Here is an 18,212-nt window from a genome sequence, read left to right on the forward strand (position 1 = left end):
AAAAGAGGCATTTAAGCCCCGCCTTGTATCCAGTGTAATAGAAAAGGGACAACTATCTACCTATATTGTTACAGATGAATACCAGGGAGCAGCCAGCCTGCTGATGACGGCGGTAGATGTGAATGGTAAAGTTATCTGGCAGAATGAACTGAAGGATATAAAATTAAATAGTAATACCAGTGCAAGGGTACATGCGATCGATACGGCGGCTATTTTGAAAGGAAAAAACCCGGCAACGGTAATATTCTATGCGCAACTGCGAATAGACAATAAGGATATGGAGCGGAATATCTTTTACTTTGCTCCTGCGAAAGAGATGAACCTGGAAACGCCTCACCTGGAGATAGTGACCAGTAAAGTCGCGAATGATAAAGGGGCCGTTTATATTCGTCTGAAAACAGACAAGCTGGCCAGAAATATCTGTTTGTCGCTGGATAATGCACTGACAACGGAACATTTTGAAGAAAATTATTTTGACCTGTTGCCTGGAGAAAGCCGGACTATCAGGTTGCAAACAAAGCAATTGCCTGAAATAATTCAGCAGGCATTGAAGATAACCACTTTAGAATCGTCTTATAAACATTGACAATGAAAAAATTCTGGATCGTATTAGGCTGTGCGTGGCTGGGCATCAGTGCCGCCAATGCACAAAGCGAAGAGCATCCTTATGTACCTGAAACAGATCAGGCAGTTGTACAAAAGCTGGATGAATGGCAGGATTGGAAATTTGGGATGATTATGCACTGGGGGCCTTATTCCCAATGGGGAGCAGTGGAGTCCTGGAGTATTTGTCCGGAAGATGAAGGCTGGACGCAGCGTAAGCCGGCAGGCATTCCCTATTATGACTACCTGAAAAAGTATGAAGCATTGGGGAAATCATTTAATCCGGTTCACTTTAACCCTGAAAAATGGGCTAAAGCCGCCAAGGATGCAGGTATGAAGTACCTGGTATTTACGACCAAACACCATGATGGCTTCTGTATGTTTGATACCAAACAAACAGACTATAAGATCACGGCCGCAGATGGTGCTTTCAGCAAAAATCCGCGGGCTAACCTCGCGAAGGAAGTCTTCCAGGCTTTCCGGGAAGAAGGTATCCACGCAGGCGCTTACTTCTCTAAGCCCGACTGGCACACCGAATACTACTGGTGGAGTTATTTCCCGCCTAAGGATAGGAATGTGAATTATGATTTAAAAAAATATCCGGAAAGATGGAACCAGTTCAAGCAGTTTACCTATAATCAGATCGAAGAACTGATGACGGGTTATGGCAAGCTGGACATCCTTTGGCTGGATGGTGGCTGGGTACGTCCATTGAAACAGCAAACCAAAGAATCTCTTTCCTGGAGTCAAACAGCTCCGCAGGATCAAGATATTGATATGGGTAAAATTACTACTATGGCCCGCAGCCATCAGCCGGGACTGATTGTGGTAGACCGCAGTGTGCATGGTCCGTATGAAAACTACCGTACTCCTGAACAGGAAATTCCGGCAAAGCCATTGAGCTATCCCTGGGAAACCTGTATGACCATGGGCAGTTCCTGGTCGTACGCGCCGAACGATAAATATAAGTCAGTGAATACGCTGATCCACAACCTGGTGGACATTGTAGCCAAAGGTGGTAACTACCTGCTGAATGTGGCGCCTGGCCCTGATGGAGAGTTGCACGAAGCGGCTTATGCTACCATGAAAGGTATGGGCGCATGGATGCATATCAACGGTGATGCTATTTACGGCACCCGTGCAGTAGCACCTTATAAAGATGGTAAAGTATGTTTCACCCGTAAAAAGGATGGTAGCGTATATGCGATCTATCTGCTGGATGAAAATGAAAAATTACCTGCCGTAATTACTTTCAAAGGATTAAATCCTGCTAAAGGAACACGTTTACAGATGCTCGGAACTACCAATAAGTTGGTGTGGAAAACTACAGCTGCCGGCGTAGAGATACAAGTGCCTGAATCTATTCGTCAGAAAGGATTTCAGCATGCCGTGGCTATTAAAATAGCGAGTGTGGAAAAACTGTGAATTGATGTGAATTAGTGTTGATAAATAAAAAAAAGAGATGGTCGCTTACCCGCGGCCATCTCTTTTTTGTTTTATAGACGGAGCGTGAAATTCATCCTGCTTTTTAGCCGGAGGATGTAAACGACAAAACGCTTCCTGGCAAATGAATGTAGTGGCCATTGGAAGCAAAGTCCGTTTGTTTATCGCAAATGGGGAGTTCACAATCGGGATTATCACAAATGATAGCTTTATGAACAGAAACCCAAGAGTCTTACTTGTTGAAGATGATAAAGCCTTTGGTGGCATTGTAAAACAGCACCTGGAGCAGGCTGGCTATAATGTAGAACACTGCTATGATGGAGTGGATGCCTGGAATCTCTACGTCCGGAACCGCTATGATATTTGCCTGATCGACATCGTCATTCCTAAAATGAATGGGTTTGAACTGGCCAAAGAAATCCGGAACAGCACCATGCTGACGCCGATTTTTTTCCTGTCGTCCGAAAGAACCCAGCCGGAAGACCGCATCAGCGGCTTTGAACTGGGGGGAGATGGCTACATCATAAAGCCTTTCAGTTTTGAAGAACTGGTGAAAAGAATTAAGGTAATCCTGAAATGGACCCGTCCTAACAGAACGGAGCTGCTGATCGGGCATAACCTGGGGACCTACACCTACCATTACCGGAAGCTGAAAATTTATGAAACTGAAAGTAAGCTCGTAAAAAGCAAGTTATCCCCTATAGAAGCCAAAATGCTGCGGTATTTCCTGAGCCGTCCCAATATTATTGTGCAGAAAGATGAAGTGTTGTTGAGGGTATGGGGAAAAGAGGACTTTTACGCCAGCCGCAGTATGGATGTATTCATTGGCCGCATCCGGAAACAGTTGAAGCTGGAGCCACGCGTAGAACTGGAAACAGTGTATAACGTAGGCCTGCGCCTGAATGTCCCCGAAACATTACTGCCCGTTAAAATATGTGTTCCACTTACGTGACCTGCGAGTCATAGCTAACCTAAACAATCATCGCTCCTGCCCTTTTCTGGTGTTAGTACCGGAAAGGGGCAGGTCATTTATAGCAAACCTCCGCTTTTTCACTGTCGGCTTTTCTTTCAGATTATATTAAATCGTAACTTTATTCTAATGGAAACAGTGGTAGTACAAAAATATAATTTAGACGAAGAGCAGGAAAAGAAAGAGATCGTTCGGCATTACCGTGCTTTATTAAGGGCATTAAAACCCCGTTTGAAAAAAGGCGACAGGGAGCTGGTACGTACTGCTTTTGAAATGGCAGCTGATGCACATAAGGAAATGCGGCGCAAATCCGGGGAGCCTTATATCCTGCATCCACTGGCCGTAGCACAGATTTGTGTGGAAGAAATAGGGCTGGGTGTACGCTCCGCCATCTGTGCATTGTTACACGATACCGTAGAGGATACAGAAGTAACATTGGAAGATGTATCCCGCGAATTTGGTAATGAAATTGCGCACATCGTAGACGGTCTGACAAAAATATCAACCGTTATCGATTCCAGCACCAGTACCGCACAGGCAGAAAACTTCAAGAAAATATTACTGACGCTGGCAGATGATCCCAGGGTAATACTGATCAAACTGGCCGACAGGTTGCATAACATGCGTACCCTCGACAGCATGAGCCGGGAAAAACAGTTGAAGATCGCCTCCGAAACGGTATTTATTTATGCGCCGCTGGCACACCGCCTTGGATTATATAATATTAAATCCGAGATGGAAGACCTGGCGATGAAATATACCGAGCAGCAAACCTACCGGGAAATAGCCAGGCGCCTCAAGGAAACCAAACGTGAGCGCACCCGCTATATCAACGAGTTTATCAAGCCTATCAAAGAGGTGCTGCAGGAAGAAGGATTTGAGTTCGAGATTTACGGCCGCCCGAAATCGATCCATTCTATTCATAATAAAATCAAAACCAAAGGCGTAGCCTTTGAAGAAGTATACGATCTTTTTGCTATCCGTATAATCCTGGACTCCGCGCTGGATAAGGAAAAGGCAGATTGCTGGAAAGTGTATTCCATTATCACCGACTTTTATCATCCTAGCCCTGAAAGAACGCGCGACTGGCTCAGTAACCCCAAATCCAATGGGTACGAGGCTTTGCACGTAACAGTGATGGGGCCCAATGGTAAATGGGTGGAAGTACAGATCCGCTCCAAACGCATGAACGATTATGCTGAAAAAGGTGTGGCGGCGCACTGGCGTTACAAGGAAGGTAGTGGCGCTTCTCCGCAACAGGAATCAAAATTTGATCAGTGGTTTACCCAGATCCGGGAAATACTGAACAACCCGGATTCTAATACACTGGACTTCCTGGCCGATTTCAAGAGTAACCTGTTTACAGAAGAAATTTATGTATATACCCCCAAAGGGGACTTGAAAATATTGCCGGTAAACTCTACTGCGCTTGATTTTGCCTATTCTATCCACAGTGCCGTAGGGAATAAATGTATTGGTGCCAAAGTGAATTATAAGCTGGTACCCCTGAGCCATAAGCTGCGCAGTGGTGACCAGGTAGAGATCATTACTTCCAATAAACAAAAGCCGTCGGAAGACTGGCTGAATTTTGTGCTCACCGCCAAAGCCAAATCCAAAATCAAGGATGCGCTGAAGGAAGAAAAGCGCAAAGTGGCCATGGATGGGAAAGCTGCGCTGGAGCGGAAGTTGTCTCACATGAATATTTCTGTTAATCAGCATAATATCAATGAACTGGTTCAGTTTTACAAACAACCTTCTCCGCTTGATCTGTATTACCAGGTAGCCGTTAAAAACATTGACCTCAAGGAGTTAAAACAGTTTAATGTACTGGGCGATAAGCTGGAACCTCCTAAACCGGTGAAAGTGCCGGAACACGTACCGGAAGAACATATAAAGCATCAGCTGCCTTCCAAAAAGGATGCAGAACTGATTATTTTTGGAGAAAGCTCCGATAAGATTGCCTACAAACTGGCCAACTGCTGTCGCCCTATTCCCGGAGACGATGTATTTGGCTTTATTACCGCCAGCGAAGGGCTGAAAATACATCGTACCAATTGCCCCAATGCCGCGCAGCTACTGGCTAATTATGGCCACAGGGTGGTGAAAACCAAGTGGGTGAAGAACCGCGAAATTTCTTTCCTGACGGGATTACGTATTATTGGTATGGATGATGTGGGTGTGATCCACAAAATTACCAATATCATTTCCGGAGAATTGAAGATTAATATTTCCGCTCTTAGTATTGAGTCGAAAGAAGGCTTATTTGAGGGTTTGATTAAAGTATATGTGCATGACAAGGAGGAGCTGGACGAACTCGTAGAACGGCTTAAAACACTGGAAGGAATTCAATCTATACAACGTCTGGAAGAATCCTGATATGCTTTGGGCTTTTAGCAGTTAGCTTTTAATAAATGCAGCGAAGATTAGCTTAACTTCATGGTTGTTGTATTTGCTCAAAGCTAACTGCTGAAAGACCATAATTGGTCTTCGCAGCATTTATTAAAAGCTAAAAGCTAATGGCTAAAAGCTCACAAAATTTGTATTTGTTAATATTCGCCTTAATTTTGCGACTTCTTTTAAAGCAACAACCTCCGATATTTAATTAAATCATTATGGTAGACGTTTTGTTAGGCCTGCAATGGGGCGACGAAGGCAAGGGTAAGATTGTGGACTATTTTGCCGGCAGGTACGACGTGATTGCCCGTTTCCAGGGTGGCCCGAACGCTGGTCACACTTTATATGTAAACGGACAGAAAGTAGTACTGCGTACAATTCCTTCCGGTGTATTCCATGAAAAGACCATCAATCTGATTGGTAACGGAGTAGTACTGGATCCCGTAGCTTTCAAAAAAGAAAGTGAAGATATCTCAGCACTGGGTGTGGATCTGACAAAAAATCTGTTTATAGCGGAAAAAACGCATATCATTGTTCCTACGCATCGTGCACTGGACAAAGCGTCCGAAATAGCAAAAGGTAATGATAAAATAGGCTCTACTTTAAAGGGTATTGGTCCCGCTTACATGGATAAAACCGGAAGAAACGGTTTGCGTGTGGGAGATGTATTGGCGCCTGATTTTAAAGAGCAGTACGAGAAACTGAAGCATAAGCACCTGCAACTGTTGTGTCAGTATGATATCAACGAGTTTACAGAAGATATAGCTGTATGGGAAGCTGAGTTTTTTGAAGCGATTCCTTTCCTGCAGAAAATGAATGTAGTAAGTGGCGAATATTTCCTGAATGAAAAACTGAAAGCCGGTAAAAAAGTATTGGCAGAAGGAGCACAGGGAAGTATGCTGGATGTAGACTTCGGAACATATCCGTTCGTTACTTCTTCCAACACTATTTCTGCGGGCGTATGTACCGGTTTAGGTATTGCTCCTCAGTGGATCAAAGAAGTAATTGGCGTCACCAAAGCTTATTGCACCCGCGTTGGTAGCGGACCTTTCCCTACTGAATTGCATGATGCTACTGGTGAACAGCTGCGTAGTGCCGGTCATGAATTTGGCGCGGTTACCGGCCGTCCACGCCGTTGTGGCTGGATTGACCTGGTAGCACTGAACTATACCTGCATGCTGAGTGGTGTTACCCAGCTGGTAATGACAAAAAGTGATGTACTGGATGAATTTGATGAAGTTTTAGCGTGCACCGCTTACGAAATAAATGGTCAGCAAACGAAGCAGTTACCTTTCCAGTTGAACGGTCTGGACATTAAACCTGTCTTGCAGACATTTAACGGCTGGAGTGACAAAACTTCTACCTGCAAGCAATTCAACGAGTTACCAGCAGAGATGAAAGCATTTGTTGCAGCTGTGGATAGCTATTTGGGTGTGCCCGTGAAATACGTTTCTAACGGACCCGGACGTGATCAGATCCTCGAAAAGTAAAAGGAAAAAAGTAAGGAAAAAAAACGGCAAAAAAAATTTGGCGAATAAAAAAAACTATTAAAACTTTACGGCAAAGAAATAAGGCAACCTATTATGAAATCAAAATCTGATAAAGAGAAAGAGACCAAAAAAACTACTTCTCCTAAGACTGCAAAAGACGCTCCTAAAGCTGCGGCCAAGCCTAAGAAAGAGGTGGATGATGATGATGAGGAAGATGATGATGAAGATGTGAAACCTTCCAAATCTGCCTCAAAGAAATCAGATAAGTCCGCATCTAAATCCAAACGTAAAGATGACGATGAGGATGGAGATGATGATGCTGATGATGACGGAGACGATGCTGATGACGCCTGGGAAAAAGGGGAGGATGATGACTATGATCCTGATTTTGAAGAATTTGACATGCCTAAGTCAAAAGGAAAACGTGGTCGTCCAGCCACCGGCACTAAAAAAGCCGATGATGATGACGATTTGGGCATCGATGATGAATTCAAAGACATGGATCTGTTCAACGATCGTTTTGATGATGATGATGATGATTTTTAAGCACTAAAACGCGATTGTTATCAGGATATTCCACACCTTTCCGGTTGATAATCAGAAAATATTTAAGCAACAAATGTTGGATTGGGGAAACCAGTTCAACATTTGTTGTTTTTTAGATAATAATAATTATCATTCTCCCAACCATCAGTACGAAGCCATACTCGCCGCAGATGCCCTGCATACCCTCGAAGTAAATGCAGGAAATGCTTTCCCGGCTTTACAGCAGTTTTATAACACTCATCAGGACTGGCTTTTTGGCCACCTCGCATATGATCTCAAAAACGAGACTGTGCCAGGACTGCAGTCCCAACACTTTGACGGTATCGGCTTTCCTGATATGTGTTTCTTTCTGCCGCGTGTAGTGATGCAGCTTCAGGAAGGACAGGTACATATTGGCGGAGAAGCCTTCAGTGAGCAGGATGCCTATGCGGTATTTACGGCTTGTTTACGTATGCCCGTCAACGTGACACCGGTCCGCAACTCCCGCCTGCAGCCACTGCGCAGCCGTTTGGATCATCAACGCTATATTACCGCAGTGAAAGAGCTGCAGCAGCATATTCTTCGTGGCGACTGCTATGAAGTTAATTTCTGCCGTGAAAATTATATGGAAGAAGTGAGCGTGTATCCGCGGGCTTTATTCGCTCAGCTAAATGCATTATCGCCCGCACCATTTGCGGCCTACTACCGCCTGCACAACCGTTACATGGCCTGTTCCAGCCCGGAGCGATTTATGCAGAAAAAAGGGAACACCGTGATTTCACAACCAATTAAAGGCACCAGTCGCAAAGATCCGGATCCGGTTATTGACCAGCAGTTGCAACAACAGCTACTGAACAACGCAAAAGAACGGGCGGAAAATGTGATGGTGGTAGACCTGGTGCGCAATGATTTATCTCATACTGCGCTACAGGGGACCGTGAAAGTAACGGAACTCTTTGGGATTTACTCTTTTGCACATGTGCACCACATGATCTCTACTGTGGCCGCACAATTATCTCCGCAGTTGCCTTTTACAGAAGTATTACGCACCTCATTTCCCATGGGCTCTATGACAGGCGCACCCAAAATGAGAGTGATGCAGCTCATAGAACAGTACGAGCAAACCCGCCGGGGGCTTTATTCCGGCGCAGTAGGCTATATTACGCCCACCGGCGACTTCGACTTTAATGTAGTGATCCGCAGTATGCTGTATAATGCCGACAATCAATACCTTTCCTTCCAGACCGGTTCCGCGATTACGTTTTACTGTGATCCGGAAAAAGAATGGGAAGAATGTTTATTGAAAGCAGCAGCTATGGAAAAAACCATTATTGGCTGAACAGCTGCTCCATCGCCTCGTTGATGGTAGGATAAGAAAACTGAAAACCGGTTTGTTGTATTTTGCCGGCAGAAGCTTTTACGCTCTTCAATACTTCCACACTCATTTCTCCCAACACCATTTTCAGGGCAAAGGCAGGCACATAAGTGGTCATAAAGCTGCGTCCCTTCACGATCTTGGCCATACTGAGAATCAGTTCCCTGTTAGTTACAGGATTGGGGCTTACCGCATTGTATATGCCTTCGAGTTTATCGTTGACAACCGCATTGAAATATAATCTTACAATATCATGAATATGTACCCAGGGTACAAACTGCTCCCCGGAACCCAATACGGTAGCAAATCCAAACCGGAGTGGTTTGTAGAATTCTTTTAATGCGCCGCCTTCCCGGCTCAGGACAATGCCTGTGCGGAAAATAACCAGCTTTTTATCAAGTGTCGTTACTTTTGAAATACTTTGTTCCCATGCCTGGGTAGTAGTGGCCAGATAATCGTTATCCGCCGGATCGGTTTCTGTAAACGGATGGTCTTTAAACTCTCCGTAGTAGCCGGTAGCGGAGGCACTGATTACTTTTTTTACCTTGTTGGGAATTGTTTTCAGTGCGGTGAACAGGAGTTCACTGCTTTTGGTGCGGCTGTCAATAATTTCCTGTTTACGGGCGGCCGTCCAGCGTTTATCGCCTACATTGACCCCCGCCAGGTGCACTATATAATCTGCCTGTTGAATGGCCTCTTTGTCTATCGTTTGTGTATCAACGTTCCAGGGGGCATATGTTACGGCCTCGTTGCTGCCGGTTTCAGGGCGTCTGCTAAGAATGATTACCTTATAGCCGCGCTCCAGCAGCAGCCGGGTTAGTGCCGTCCCTATAAGTCCTGTTCCACCGGTTATAATAACGGTTTCCATTAAGTAATAGCTGCGTTTTAAAAATAATTTAATAAAAATACACAATAAATCGGGCCTTTTGGAATTTATGTAAAGGCAGGACTTACCAGCTTTAAATTGACAACTTAATTTCTGAATTTTAATGTAAGTTTGAAAATGGTGCATGCAAATGTGCCATCTGCTTTATCATACAATATTTGAAATCTATATTACCGCATGCATACGCTATACCGCCTACAGTTAGTATTGTTGCTGCTTTTCGCCGGCACGGCAGCAATGGCACAGAAAATCACTTATTCGGAACCGGAGAAGGATGACTACAAAAGCACTGAGTTTGAGATTATAGGCAAGGTGTCCGGCAATATCCTTGTGTATAAAACAGACCGCGGTGATTACGTGGTATCGGTATATGACAACGCGATGCAGCTGAAAAACAGGGTGAAACTGGATTTCCTGCCCCGTAAGGTAATCAGTATGGATTTTGTGGCTTATGCCGATAAGGTGCTGATGATTTACCAGTTCCAGCGGAAAGACGCAGTATACAGCTTTTGTGCTACCATGTCGCCGGAAGCTACGTTCAGCGATGCACCTGTCCTGATCGATTCTACCCGCATTGGTATTTATTCTAAAGAGAATAAAGTATATTCTGTGGAAGTATCGGAAGATAAGCACCGCATTATGGTGTATAAGATCAACCAGGACCGGGAAGACAATAATGTCTTTTATACCTTCCTGTACGATAGTGCTATGAGCCTGGTGAACAATAGCCGTTTATCCATGCCGATGCAGAAAAAGCAGTTCCTGAGCAACTTTAACCTGACCAATACCGGTGACTTTATCTTTAATAAATTGGAACGTACCTCTAACCGGGACTACGTAGTAGGCGGCAGTATGGTGGTTAAACGGTCGCTGGTAGACAGTTTCGAGACGTCGCCGATGGGATTCAAAGCCCAGCTGCTGGATGAAGTAAAAATGAAGCTTGATAATAATAAGCATACAGCACTTGTCACTGCGTTTTATTATAAACAGAAAAGAGGGAACGTAGAAGGCTTATACCTGTATAAGTACGACTACGGCAATTATAAAGCGTTATATGAGAAGTCGACGGTATTTCCGGACGACCTGAAAGCAAATGCCCGCGGAGAATCCAGTACCAACGCTGCTTTTAATGATTACTTTATACGTAAGATTATTAATACGGCCAACGGAGGTTTCCTGCTCACCGCAGAATCTTTCTCTACCTCTTCCCGCTACCAGCCCTGGAACAGGTGGAATTACATGTATGGCAGCCCTTATAGTGGCATGTATGCACCTTATTACTATTCCCCTTATTCTTCCATGTACTATAATCCTTACTACTGGAACAATTCACAGGGACTGCGTTATCACTATGATAATGTAGTGGTATTGACTTTTGATGATGAAGGCAATATGCAGTGGAACAACTTCGTACACAAGAGCCAATATGACGATAACGCTGATCTGTATCTGTCTTACCTGATGGTAAACGTGGGTAGTGAGCTGCGTTTTCTGTACAATGAGCTGGACAGAAGAAATTATATGCTGACAGATGTAAGCCTGGCTCCGGGAGGTAAAGTTAACCGTATGCCTACCTTGCGCAATCTGGATAAAGGATTTACCTGGATGCCCCGGTATGGAAAACAGATTTCCGGTCGTACCGTTGTGATACCATGTATCTACAGGAATTATATTTGCTTTGCTAAAATTGACTTTTAATCACACCTTTGCACTGTGATAAGATTTTTCCGTTCAGGCAATCCTCTTACGGTATTGCTGTTGTTAATATATACACTGGTCGTTAAGTTTTACTATCTGATTCATCCATCTACCTTTATGGCAGATGGATCAGAGGGACTTTTGTATCACCTGTTGGTGAAGTGGATGCAAACTTTGGTGGGAGATAGTCCCCTGTTTTTCACCTCGCTGGCGGTGCTGATGTTGTTTCTGCAGTCGTTGCTTTTCACCCGTATTATCAACCATCACCGGTTGTTTCCCCGGCCTACCTATTTGCCGGCGATGTGTTTTCTGCTCTTTACGTCTATGCTGCAAAGCTGGAATGTATTTTCGCCGGCTTTGTTGGTGAACCTGATTATGCTGTGGGTATTTACCAGCATAACGGAGCTGTATACACGTACTTCTGCCCGTGACGTGGTATTTAATATTGGTTTTGCATTGGGTGTGAGCGGGTTGTTTTATTTCCCTTCTGTTATTTTTTGCTTTTTGCTGCTGGCGAGTATGCTGATTATGCGTGCATTCAGACTGGCGGAGTGGATTATTGCGGTGCTGGGATTAATATGTCCGCTTTACCTGATGGGTACTTATCTGTTTCTGACGGGGCAGATGACTTTATTGCGAAAGATCCCGAACATAGGAGCCTCGCTGCCTATGATCACCGATTATAAGGTATGGGGAGCCATGGTGGCCAGTTTGTTGTTTTTTGTGATTGGGTGGTTGTTATTGCAGCGCCCGCTTAAGAAAATGTTAATACAAGGCCGCAAGATATGGGCGGCATTAATCATATATGTAGTGGTAGCCATGCTGGTACCTTTCTTCAATGTACATTTCTCCGCTGCTTACTGGGTGCTGGCAGTATTGCCTATTTCCATGTTTGCGGGGAACGTGTTCTGGTCGGTCACCAACGATACTTTTGCCAACATTATCCACTTCATTACATTGGCTTATGTCGTGGTTATGCAATATTTCAGCTGATTTCTCCATTTTAAGGGGCTGATTACCAGTAATTTGTTAAATCGGGACAAACGGCAATGGAAAATTGCGAGCGGCGAAGTAATTTTGTCCTTTCCCAGTAGATTTGTCATTCGTAAAAATGATGATAAAAACACAGGGGAAAAAGTAGTTTTTAAAGCATTATTTACACATAAACACAAAACATTTTCAGATGAAATTTGGCGTTGTCACCTTTCCCGGTTCTAATTGTGATCATGATATGATTGATTCCCTGCGTAATGATCTGGGACAGGAAGTAATAGAACTGTGGCATAAGGATAAAGACCTGAGCGCATTCAGCACAGAAGATTGTATCGTATTACCGGGTGGTTTTTCTTATGGTGACTACCTGCGTTGCGGCGCTATTGCGAAATTCAGCCCAATGATGCAGAGTGTGATAGAATTTGCCAATAAAGGTGGCCGTGTGATTGGTGTTTGTAATGGTTTCCAGGTGTTGTGTGAAGCAGGATTGCTGCCGGGCGTATTGTTACAGAACCAGCATCAGCAGTTCATCTGCAAAAATGTATATATGAAAAGTGAAAACACTACCGCATCCATTACTAAAGATGTGGCAGGCAGATCACTGATGATTCCTATTGCACACGGAGAAGGCCGCTACTACGCTGACGACGCTACACTGGACGAGCTGTTTAAGAACAACCAGGTGTTATTCCGCTACTGCGATGAGTTTGGCAACATTATTGAATCTGCTAACCATAACGGCGCCATCCGTAACATAGCAGGTATCTGTAACAAAGGAAGAAATGTCTTTGGTATGATGCCTCACCCGGAAAGAGCTACCAGCCTTGCTTTGGGTAATACAGATGGTCAGCTGATATTGCAAAGTCTGATCAACAACAATTAATAGATTAAATCAATCAACCACCAACCAACCAATTAAAAAGAAAAGCATGAAAAAATTATTAACAGCACTGGCTTTGTTCGCCTTGCCTATTCTGGCAAGCGCTCAGATCGAGAATCCGGTAAAATGGAGTTTCACCGCCAAGAAAGTAAATGCAACTACCTACGAAGTACATGCTACTGCTACTATCGATGCCGGCTGGCACGTATATGCACAGGAAGCTGGAGAAGGTCCGGTACCCACCGCTTTCAAATTCACCAAGAATCCACTGGCTGTAGCAACAGGTAAAGTGGAAGAAGTAGGTAAACTGCACAAGTCATTTGATAAAAACTTCAACTCTGAACTGAAATACTACGAAAACACGGTAGATTTCGTACAGAAAGTAACTGTAAAAGGTAAGGCTGCTACTAAAGTAAAAGGTTCCGTGGAATTCATGGTGTGCGATGATCACCAGTGTCTGCCTCCTAAAGAAGTGGAGTTTGCCGTGAGTGTTGGAGGAAAATAATTTTGCATCCGGTAACTGATAACAATACTCGTAAAACGAGTTCCTTCAACAAGGAACTCGTTTCTTGTTTTCTCAGATCTATATTATTTAAAGCCTAGAGACTTTATGAAGCATCTGCTTTCATTTTTGATACCTGTCTTCGCCATTTTTGCGCTCAGCGCAAATGCGCAGGACGCCAGCCCGAAGCCTGTTAAATGGCAGTTTTCTGCAGAAAAGAAAAATGACCAGGAATATGTGCTGCATTTGAAGGGCACCGTAGAAAAAGGCTGGTTGCTTTTTTCTACTAAAATGGGGAATGATGATCCTAATACGCGGGTGGTGCTGGATAGCAGTGTTAAAGCCACTATTACAGGCATTACCGAAAATGGTAAACTCGAAAACCGCAAGGAGCCGTTATTCGATAACCTCGACATCAAATATTTCGAGAACGAGGTTGAATTGCTGGCAGATGTAAAACTGACAGGACCTGTAACAGCATTGAAAGGCACCATTACCTATATGGTGCTGAAAGGTGACGACGCAGTGCCTGAAGAAGAAGTGTTTAGCGTGGCCGTGGAGGAAACAGCAGCTGCTGCTACCACTGCTACAACCGCTGCTGCAGGTACGACCACCGAAAAAGGAGATGTAGCGGATGATGATGCATCCAATAAATCTCTGTGGTGGATATTCATTGCCAGCTTTGGTGGTGGCTTCATTGCGCTGATCACGCCCTGCGTGTTCTCCATGATTCCTATCACAGTGAGTTTCTTTACAAAGCGTAGTGCTACCAGGGCAGAAGGCATCAAGAATGCATTTATTTATTCCCTGTCTATCATTATCATTTATACCCTGTTGGGCTTCCTGATCACCAAGATATTTGGTGCCAGTGCACTCAATTCATTGGCCAGCAACGGAATTGCGAACATGATTTTCTTTGTGATCTTCCTGTTGTTTGCCTTCTCATTCCTGGGTGCATTTGAAATCAGTTTGCCTAGTTCCTGGGCCAATGTATCTGATTCCAAAGCGGGTATGGGCAGCATGGTAGGTATTTTCTTCATGGCATTGACCCTGGCGATTGTATCTTTTTCCTGCACGGGTCCTATTTTAGGAAACCTGCTGGTATTGGCTGCCAAAGGCGGCAACTCTGGTCCATTAATCGGCATGTTTGGGTTCTCACTGGCACTGGCTATACCATTTTCACTATTTGCATTGTTCCCTAGTTTGCTGAATAAAATCGGTAAATCCGGTGGATGGTTAAACGCGGTGAAAGTAACGCTGGGCTTCGTGGAGCTGGCGTTGGCACTGAAATTTTTCTCCAACGTAGATATGGCTTATCACTGGAATTTGCTGGACAGAGAAATATTCCTGGCTCTGTGGATTGCTATTTTTGCGTTGCTCACATTGTACCTGATCGGTAAGCTGAAATTCAGCCACGACAGCGATGTACCTTTTCTTACTGTAACAAGGCTCTGCTTTGCGATTGTTACTTTCACATTCACCGTGTATATGATTCCGGGTATGTGGGGCGCGCCATTGAAAGGTATCAGCGGATTCCTGCCACATGAAGGTTCTCAGGACTTTAACCTGAATAAATCACTGGTAGATATACAGGCATCGCTGGAAAGCGGTGGTGGTAGCGGCGCCGGCGGCAGTAATGTTAACACGGTGAAACCTAAGAAGCTGGTAGATATTTTACATTCTGAGATTCCAGGTGTGGAAAGCCTGTTTTTCGATTATGAAGAAGCACTGGCAGCGGCAAAGGTGGCCAATAAGCCATTAATGCTGGATTTCACGGGACATACCTGTGTGAATTGCCGCAAGTTTGAAAAATCTGTATTGTCTGCTCCGGCGGTAATGAAGATCCTGCGTAATGATTTCATCGTAGCTTCTTTGTATACAGATGAGAAAACTTCGCTGTCTGACGAGGAAAAATACGTTAATAAAGCAGGTGAAAAGGTGAGGAATATTGGTGAGAAGAATCAGGATCTGGAAGTGACTCACTTTAACCGTAATTCTCAGCCTTACTATATTCCGGTGGATCTGGAAGGAAAGCCACTGGTGAGCAAAGGATATGGTTATGATCCTAAAGAAGATGTAGATGCATTTGTGAAATACCTGGAAAGTGCCAAAGCTGAATTTGCAAAACGTCATGGTAAGTAGGTGTAATTCATTATAAAAAGAAAGGCCGTTTGTTGTGAAACAAACGGCCTTTCTTTTTATATCAGGATATCAGAACGAATAATCCAATAACTCCGCAGCACTAATTTTATCCTGCTGGCGGTTGGTCAGGTTTTTCACACTTATCATATTTTCCTGTAATTCGGAGTCACCCAGAATGATCACATAAGGTATACTTCTTTTATCTGCATACTTCATTTGTTTATCCATTTTGGCATTTTCATGAAATAGCTCTGCAGCAATACCTCTCTTCCGCAATTGCATCATGTAGCCAAAAGCTGCACGGGCACTGTCTTCTCCGAGATTCAGGAACAATACTTTGGTAGATTGCTGTGCTGTTTCCGGGAATAATTTCAATTCTTCCAGTACATCATAAATACGATCCACGCCAAAAGAGATACCTACACCAGAAATGCCCTTCAGTCCAAAAAGTCCTGTGAGGTCATCGTATCGGCCACCGCCACCAATGCTACCCATTTTTACAGTAGCGGGTGCTTTTACTTCCACAATCATACCTGTGTAATAATTAAGACCACGCGCTAAGGTCACGTCAATAATGGGTGTGGCATTAAAGCTGGTATATCCTGAATTAATTACAAACGATAATTCCTCAATGCCTTTCAAAGCAGTTTCAGATGATTGCAGCAAGTCTTTTAACTGGGTCAGTTTTTCATCACTGCTCCCATCAATGGCCAGAAATTTCTCAATGGTGTTAATGTCGGCATCAGTCAAACCTCTTTCCTGTAATTCCTTTCTGACGCCATCGGCACCAATCTTATCCAGTTTATCGATAGAAATGGTAATATCAGTCAGCAGCTCGGTTTTGCCGATTACTTCCGCCAGTCCGAACAAAATTTTGCGGTTATTGATACGTAACTCGTATCCCTGTAAGCCCAGTTTAGTCAGTACAGTATCATAGATCAGCAATAATTCTACCTCATTTATTAAGGAATTGCTACCTACCACATCGGCGTCACATTGGTAAAACTCGCGATAGCGACCTCTTTGGGGCTTGTCGGCGCGCCATACTGGTTGCATTTGATAACGTTTGAAGGGCAGTGCCAATTCGTTTTGGTTCATCACTACATAACGTGCGAAGGGAATAGTCAGGTCATAACGCAATGCCTTTTCCGTCACTGCAGCTACCAGCTCTCTGTTATCTTTTGCCTGCTGTGCTTTAGTATAAATATCTCCATTGTCCAAAACTTTGAACATCAACTTATCTCCTTCTTCTCCATACTTCCCCATCAACGTTGACAAATTCTCCATCGCAGGCGTTTCCAGCGGCTGGAAGCCGAATACCTCAAAGGTGTCTCTGATGGTTTGGAAAATATAATTACGCTTTCTAACTACCACCGGGCCAAAATCACGGGTGCCTTTAGGAATACCGGGTTTTATCATCTCAAAAAATTATTAAAAGTTTTATTGTTGTTGGTCTGCAATGTTTTCGCAGGCCTTATAGATCATTTTATATACTGGTGCAAAAAGTGCATCATCAAACCAGGGATCAGGTACTTCCTGTTGTTCCGGCAGGAGGAAATGCACTTTCGCTTTATCGGCGTTGTTGCGGGCTTTGCGTAATACATCGGTATAATTGCTCCGGTCCATTACATAGATGAGGTCAAATGTATCAAAATCTGCGATCTGAAACTGTCTGCCACGCAGGCCGGATATATCAACGCCATTTTTCTTTGCTTCTTTCACGGATCGGTGATCCGGTGAATGTCCCACATGCCAGTTACCTGTGCCGGCAGAATCAATTTCCCAGTTCAGCCCTTTCGTGTTCGCCAGATGTCTCATAATCCCTTCTGCCAAAGGAGAACGGCAAATATTACCCAGGCAAACCATTAATATTTTCATGCGGATCAATATTTGAATATCAGGCCGCAAACCTACAAGATATTATGGAAATGTGCATTGATTTGCATCTTTAACATGAAAACAGGCACAAAAAGCGGGAATTTTCCAGATACAAAGCATAAATAGATGCAAATTGTAAAATGCAGGAAATGATGAGATTTTAGATCGAAATATTACAACATGTTGAAAAAATGCCTCAAATTGCGGCTGGATAAGCAAACGAGTGCGGTTTTGTGGCAGTTTTTTAACATTCTTCTAAAATTCTCTTTGCCCGATTAAAAAATTTTTTTTTGTATAATTGTAATTCGCAACATGGAAACACACGAAGAACAAACAAGCAGACGACAGGAAAACAGGTATCGGCCAATGGGTGAGCTGATCAGAGGGATATTTTTTATACTCTTTGGTTTGTTCGCAATTTTTGCAGAAAAAC

Annotated in this window: 15 protein-coding genes; 12 read left to right on the forward strand and 3 right to left on the reverse strand. The window is 43.9% G+C overall.

What is annotated here, in order from left to right; genetic code table 11:
* The 7 genes from VIP81_RS06500 to VIP81_RS06530 form a co-directional block, all read left to right on the forward strand.
* Positions 1–586: glycoside hydrolase family 2 protein (locus VIP81_RS06500; protein WP_331957660.1), on the forward strand; the 586-nt coding region annotated here is incomplete at its 5' end.
* A 2-nt stretch (positions 587–588) separates the two neighbouring features.
* Positions 589–2,028, forward strand: coding sequence for an alpha-L-fucosidase (locus VIP81_RS06505; protein ID WP_331957661.1), 1,440 nt, complete (start codon positions 589–591; stop codon positions 2,026–2,028).
* A gap of 229 nt (positions 2,029–2,257) precedes the next feature.
* Entirely contained in the window at positions 2,258–2,998 is a 741-nt protein-coding gene (locus VIP81_RS06510) for a response regulator transcription factor (protein ID WP_331957662.1), read from the forward strand.
* Positions 2,999–3,145: 147 nt separating this feature from the next.
* The gene (locus VIP81_RS06515; protein WP_331957663.1) at positions 3,146–5,392 is read left to right on the forward strand and encodes a bifunctional (p)ppGpp synthetase/guanosine-3',5'-bis(diphosphate) 3'-pyrophosphohydrolase; all 2,247 of its coding nucleotides are present in this window, start codon (positions 3,146–3,148) and stop codon (positions 5,390–5,392) included.
* A gap of 236 nt (positions 5,393–5,628) precedes the next feature.
* On the forward strand, positions 5,629–6,900 hold the full coding sequence (locus VIP81_RS06520; protein WP_331957664.1) for an adenylosuccinate synthase: 1,272 nt from the start codon (positions 5,629–5,631) through the stop codon (positions 6,898–6,900).
* A 93-nt stretch (positions 6,901–6,993) separates the two neighbouring features.
* A complete protein-coding gene (locus VIP81_RS06525; RefSeq protein ID WP_331957665.1) occupies positions 6,994–7,446 on the forward strand; it encodes a hypothetical protein in 453 nt (150 codons plus the stop codon).
* Between the two features lie 73 nt (positions 7,447–7,519).
* Positions 7,520–8,764, forward strand: a complete 1,245-nt coding sequence (locus VIP81_RS06530; RefSeq protein WP_331957666.1) for an anthranilate synthase component I family protein — start codon at positions 7,520–7,522, stop codon at positions 8,762–8,764.
* Here the strand turns inward: VIP81_RS06530 and VIP81_RS06535 are convergent.
* Positions 8,754–9,668, reverse strand: a complete 915-nt coding sequence (locus VIP81_RS06535; RefSeq protein ID WP_331957667.1) for a TIGR01777 family oxidoreductase — start codon at positions 9,666–9,668, stop codon at positions 8,754–8,756. The two genes, VIP81_RS06530 and VIP81_RS06535, sit on opposite strands and share 11 nt — an antisense overlap.
* A 195-nt stretch (positions 9,669–9,863) precedes the next feature.
* On the opposite strand from VIP81_RS06535, the gene VIP81_RS06540 reads away from it, so the two are divergent.
* The 5 genes from VIP81_RS06540 (at position 9,864) to VIP81_RS06560 (ending at position 15,901) form a co-directional block, all read left to right on the forward strand.
* Positions 9,864–11,384 (forward strand): hypothetical protein, encoded by a 1,521-nt coding sequence (locus VIP81_RS06540; protein ID WP_331957668.1) that lies wholly within the window; start codon positions 9,864–9,866, stop codon positions 11,382–11,384.
* Between the two features lie 15 nt (positions 11,385–11,399).
* Positions 11,400–12,377, forward strand: a complete 978-nt coding sequence (locus VIP81_RS06545) for a hypothetical protein (RefSeq protein ID WP_331957669.1) — start codon at positions 11,400–11,402, stop codon at positions 12,375–12,377.
* 190 nt (positions 12,378–12,567) lie between these two features.
* A complete protein-coding gene (gene purQ, locus VIP81_RS06550) occupies positions 12,568–13,260 on the forward strand; it encodes a phosphoribosylformylglycinamidine synthase subunit PurQ (protein WP_331957670.1) in 693 nt (230 codons plus the stop codon).
* Positions 13,261–13,306: 46 nt separating this feature from the next.
* Positions 13,307–13,762, forward strand: a complete 456-nt coding sequence (locus VIP81_RS06555; protein ID WP_331957671.1) for a protein-disulfide reductase DsbD domain-containing protein — start codon at positions 13,307–13,309, stop codon at positions 13,760–13,762.
* 105 nt (positions 13,763–13,867) lie between these two features.
* Positions 13,868–15,901 carry a protein-disulfide reductase DsbD family protein gene (locus VIP81_RS06560; RefSeq protein WP_331957672.1) on the forward strand — a complete coding sequence of 678 codons (2,034 nt, stop codon included), beginning with the start codon at positions 13,868–13,870 and terminating at the stop codon, positions 15,899–15,901.
* Positions 15,902–15,970: 69 nt separating this feature from the next.
* Here the strand turns inward: VIP81_RS06560 and hisS are convergent, their stop codons facing one another.
* Together hisS and VIP81_RS06570 are read right to left on the reverse strand one after the other, a co-directional pair.
* The gene (hisS, locus tag VIP81_RS06565; protein WP_331957673.1) at positions 15,971–17,320 is read right to left on the reverse strand and encodes a histidine--tRNA ligase; all 1,350 of its coding nucleotides are present in this window, start codon (positions 17,318–17,320) and stop codon (positions 15,971–15,973) included.
* 21 nt (positions 17,321–17,341) lie between these two features.
* Positions 17,342–17,779: a low molecular weight protein-tyrosine-phosphatase gene (locus VIP81_RS06570; RefSeq protein WP_331957674.1), complete on the reverse strand. Its 438-nt coding sequence runs from the start codon at positions 17,777–17,779 to the stop codon at positions 17,342–17,344.
* Positions 17,780–18,212 lie beyond the last annotated feature (433 nt).

This window comes from Chitinophaga sp., from assembly GCF_036566945.1.
GTDB lineage: Bacteria > Bacteroidota > Bacteroidia > Chitinophagales > Chitinophagaceae > Chitinophaga.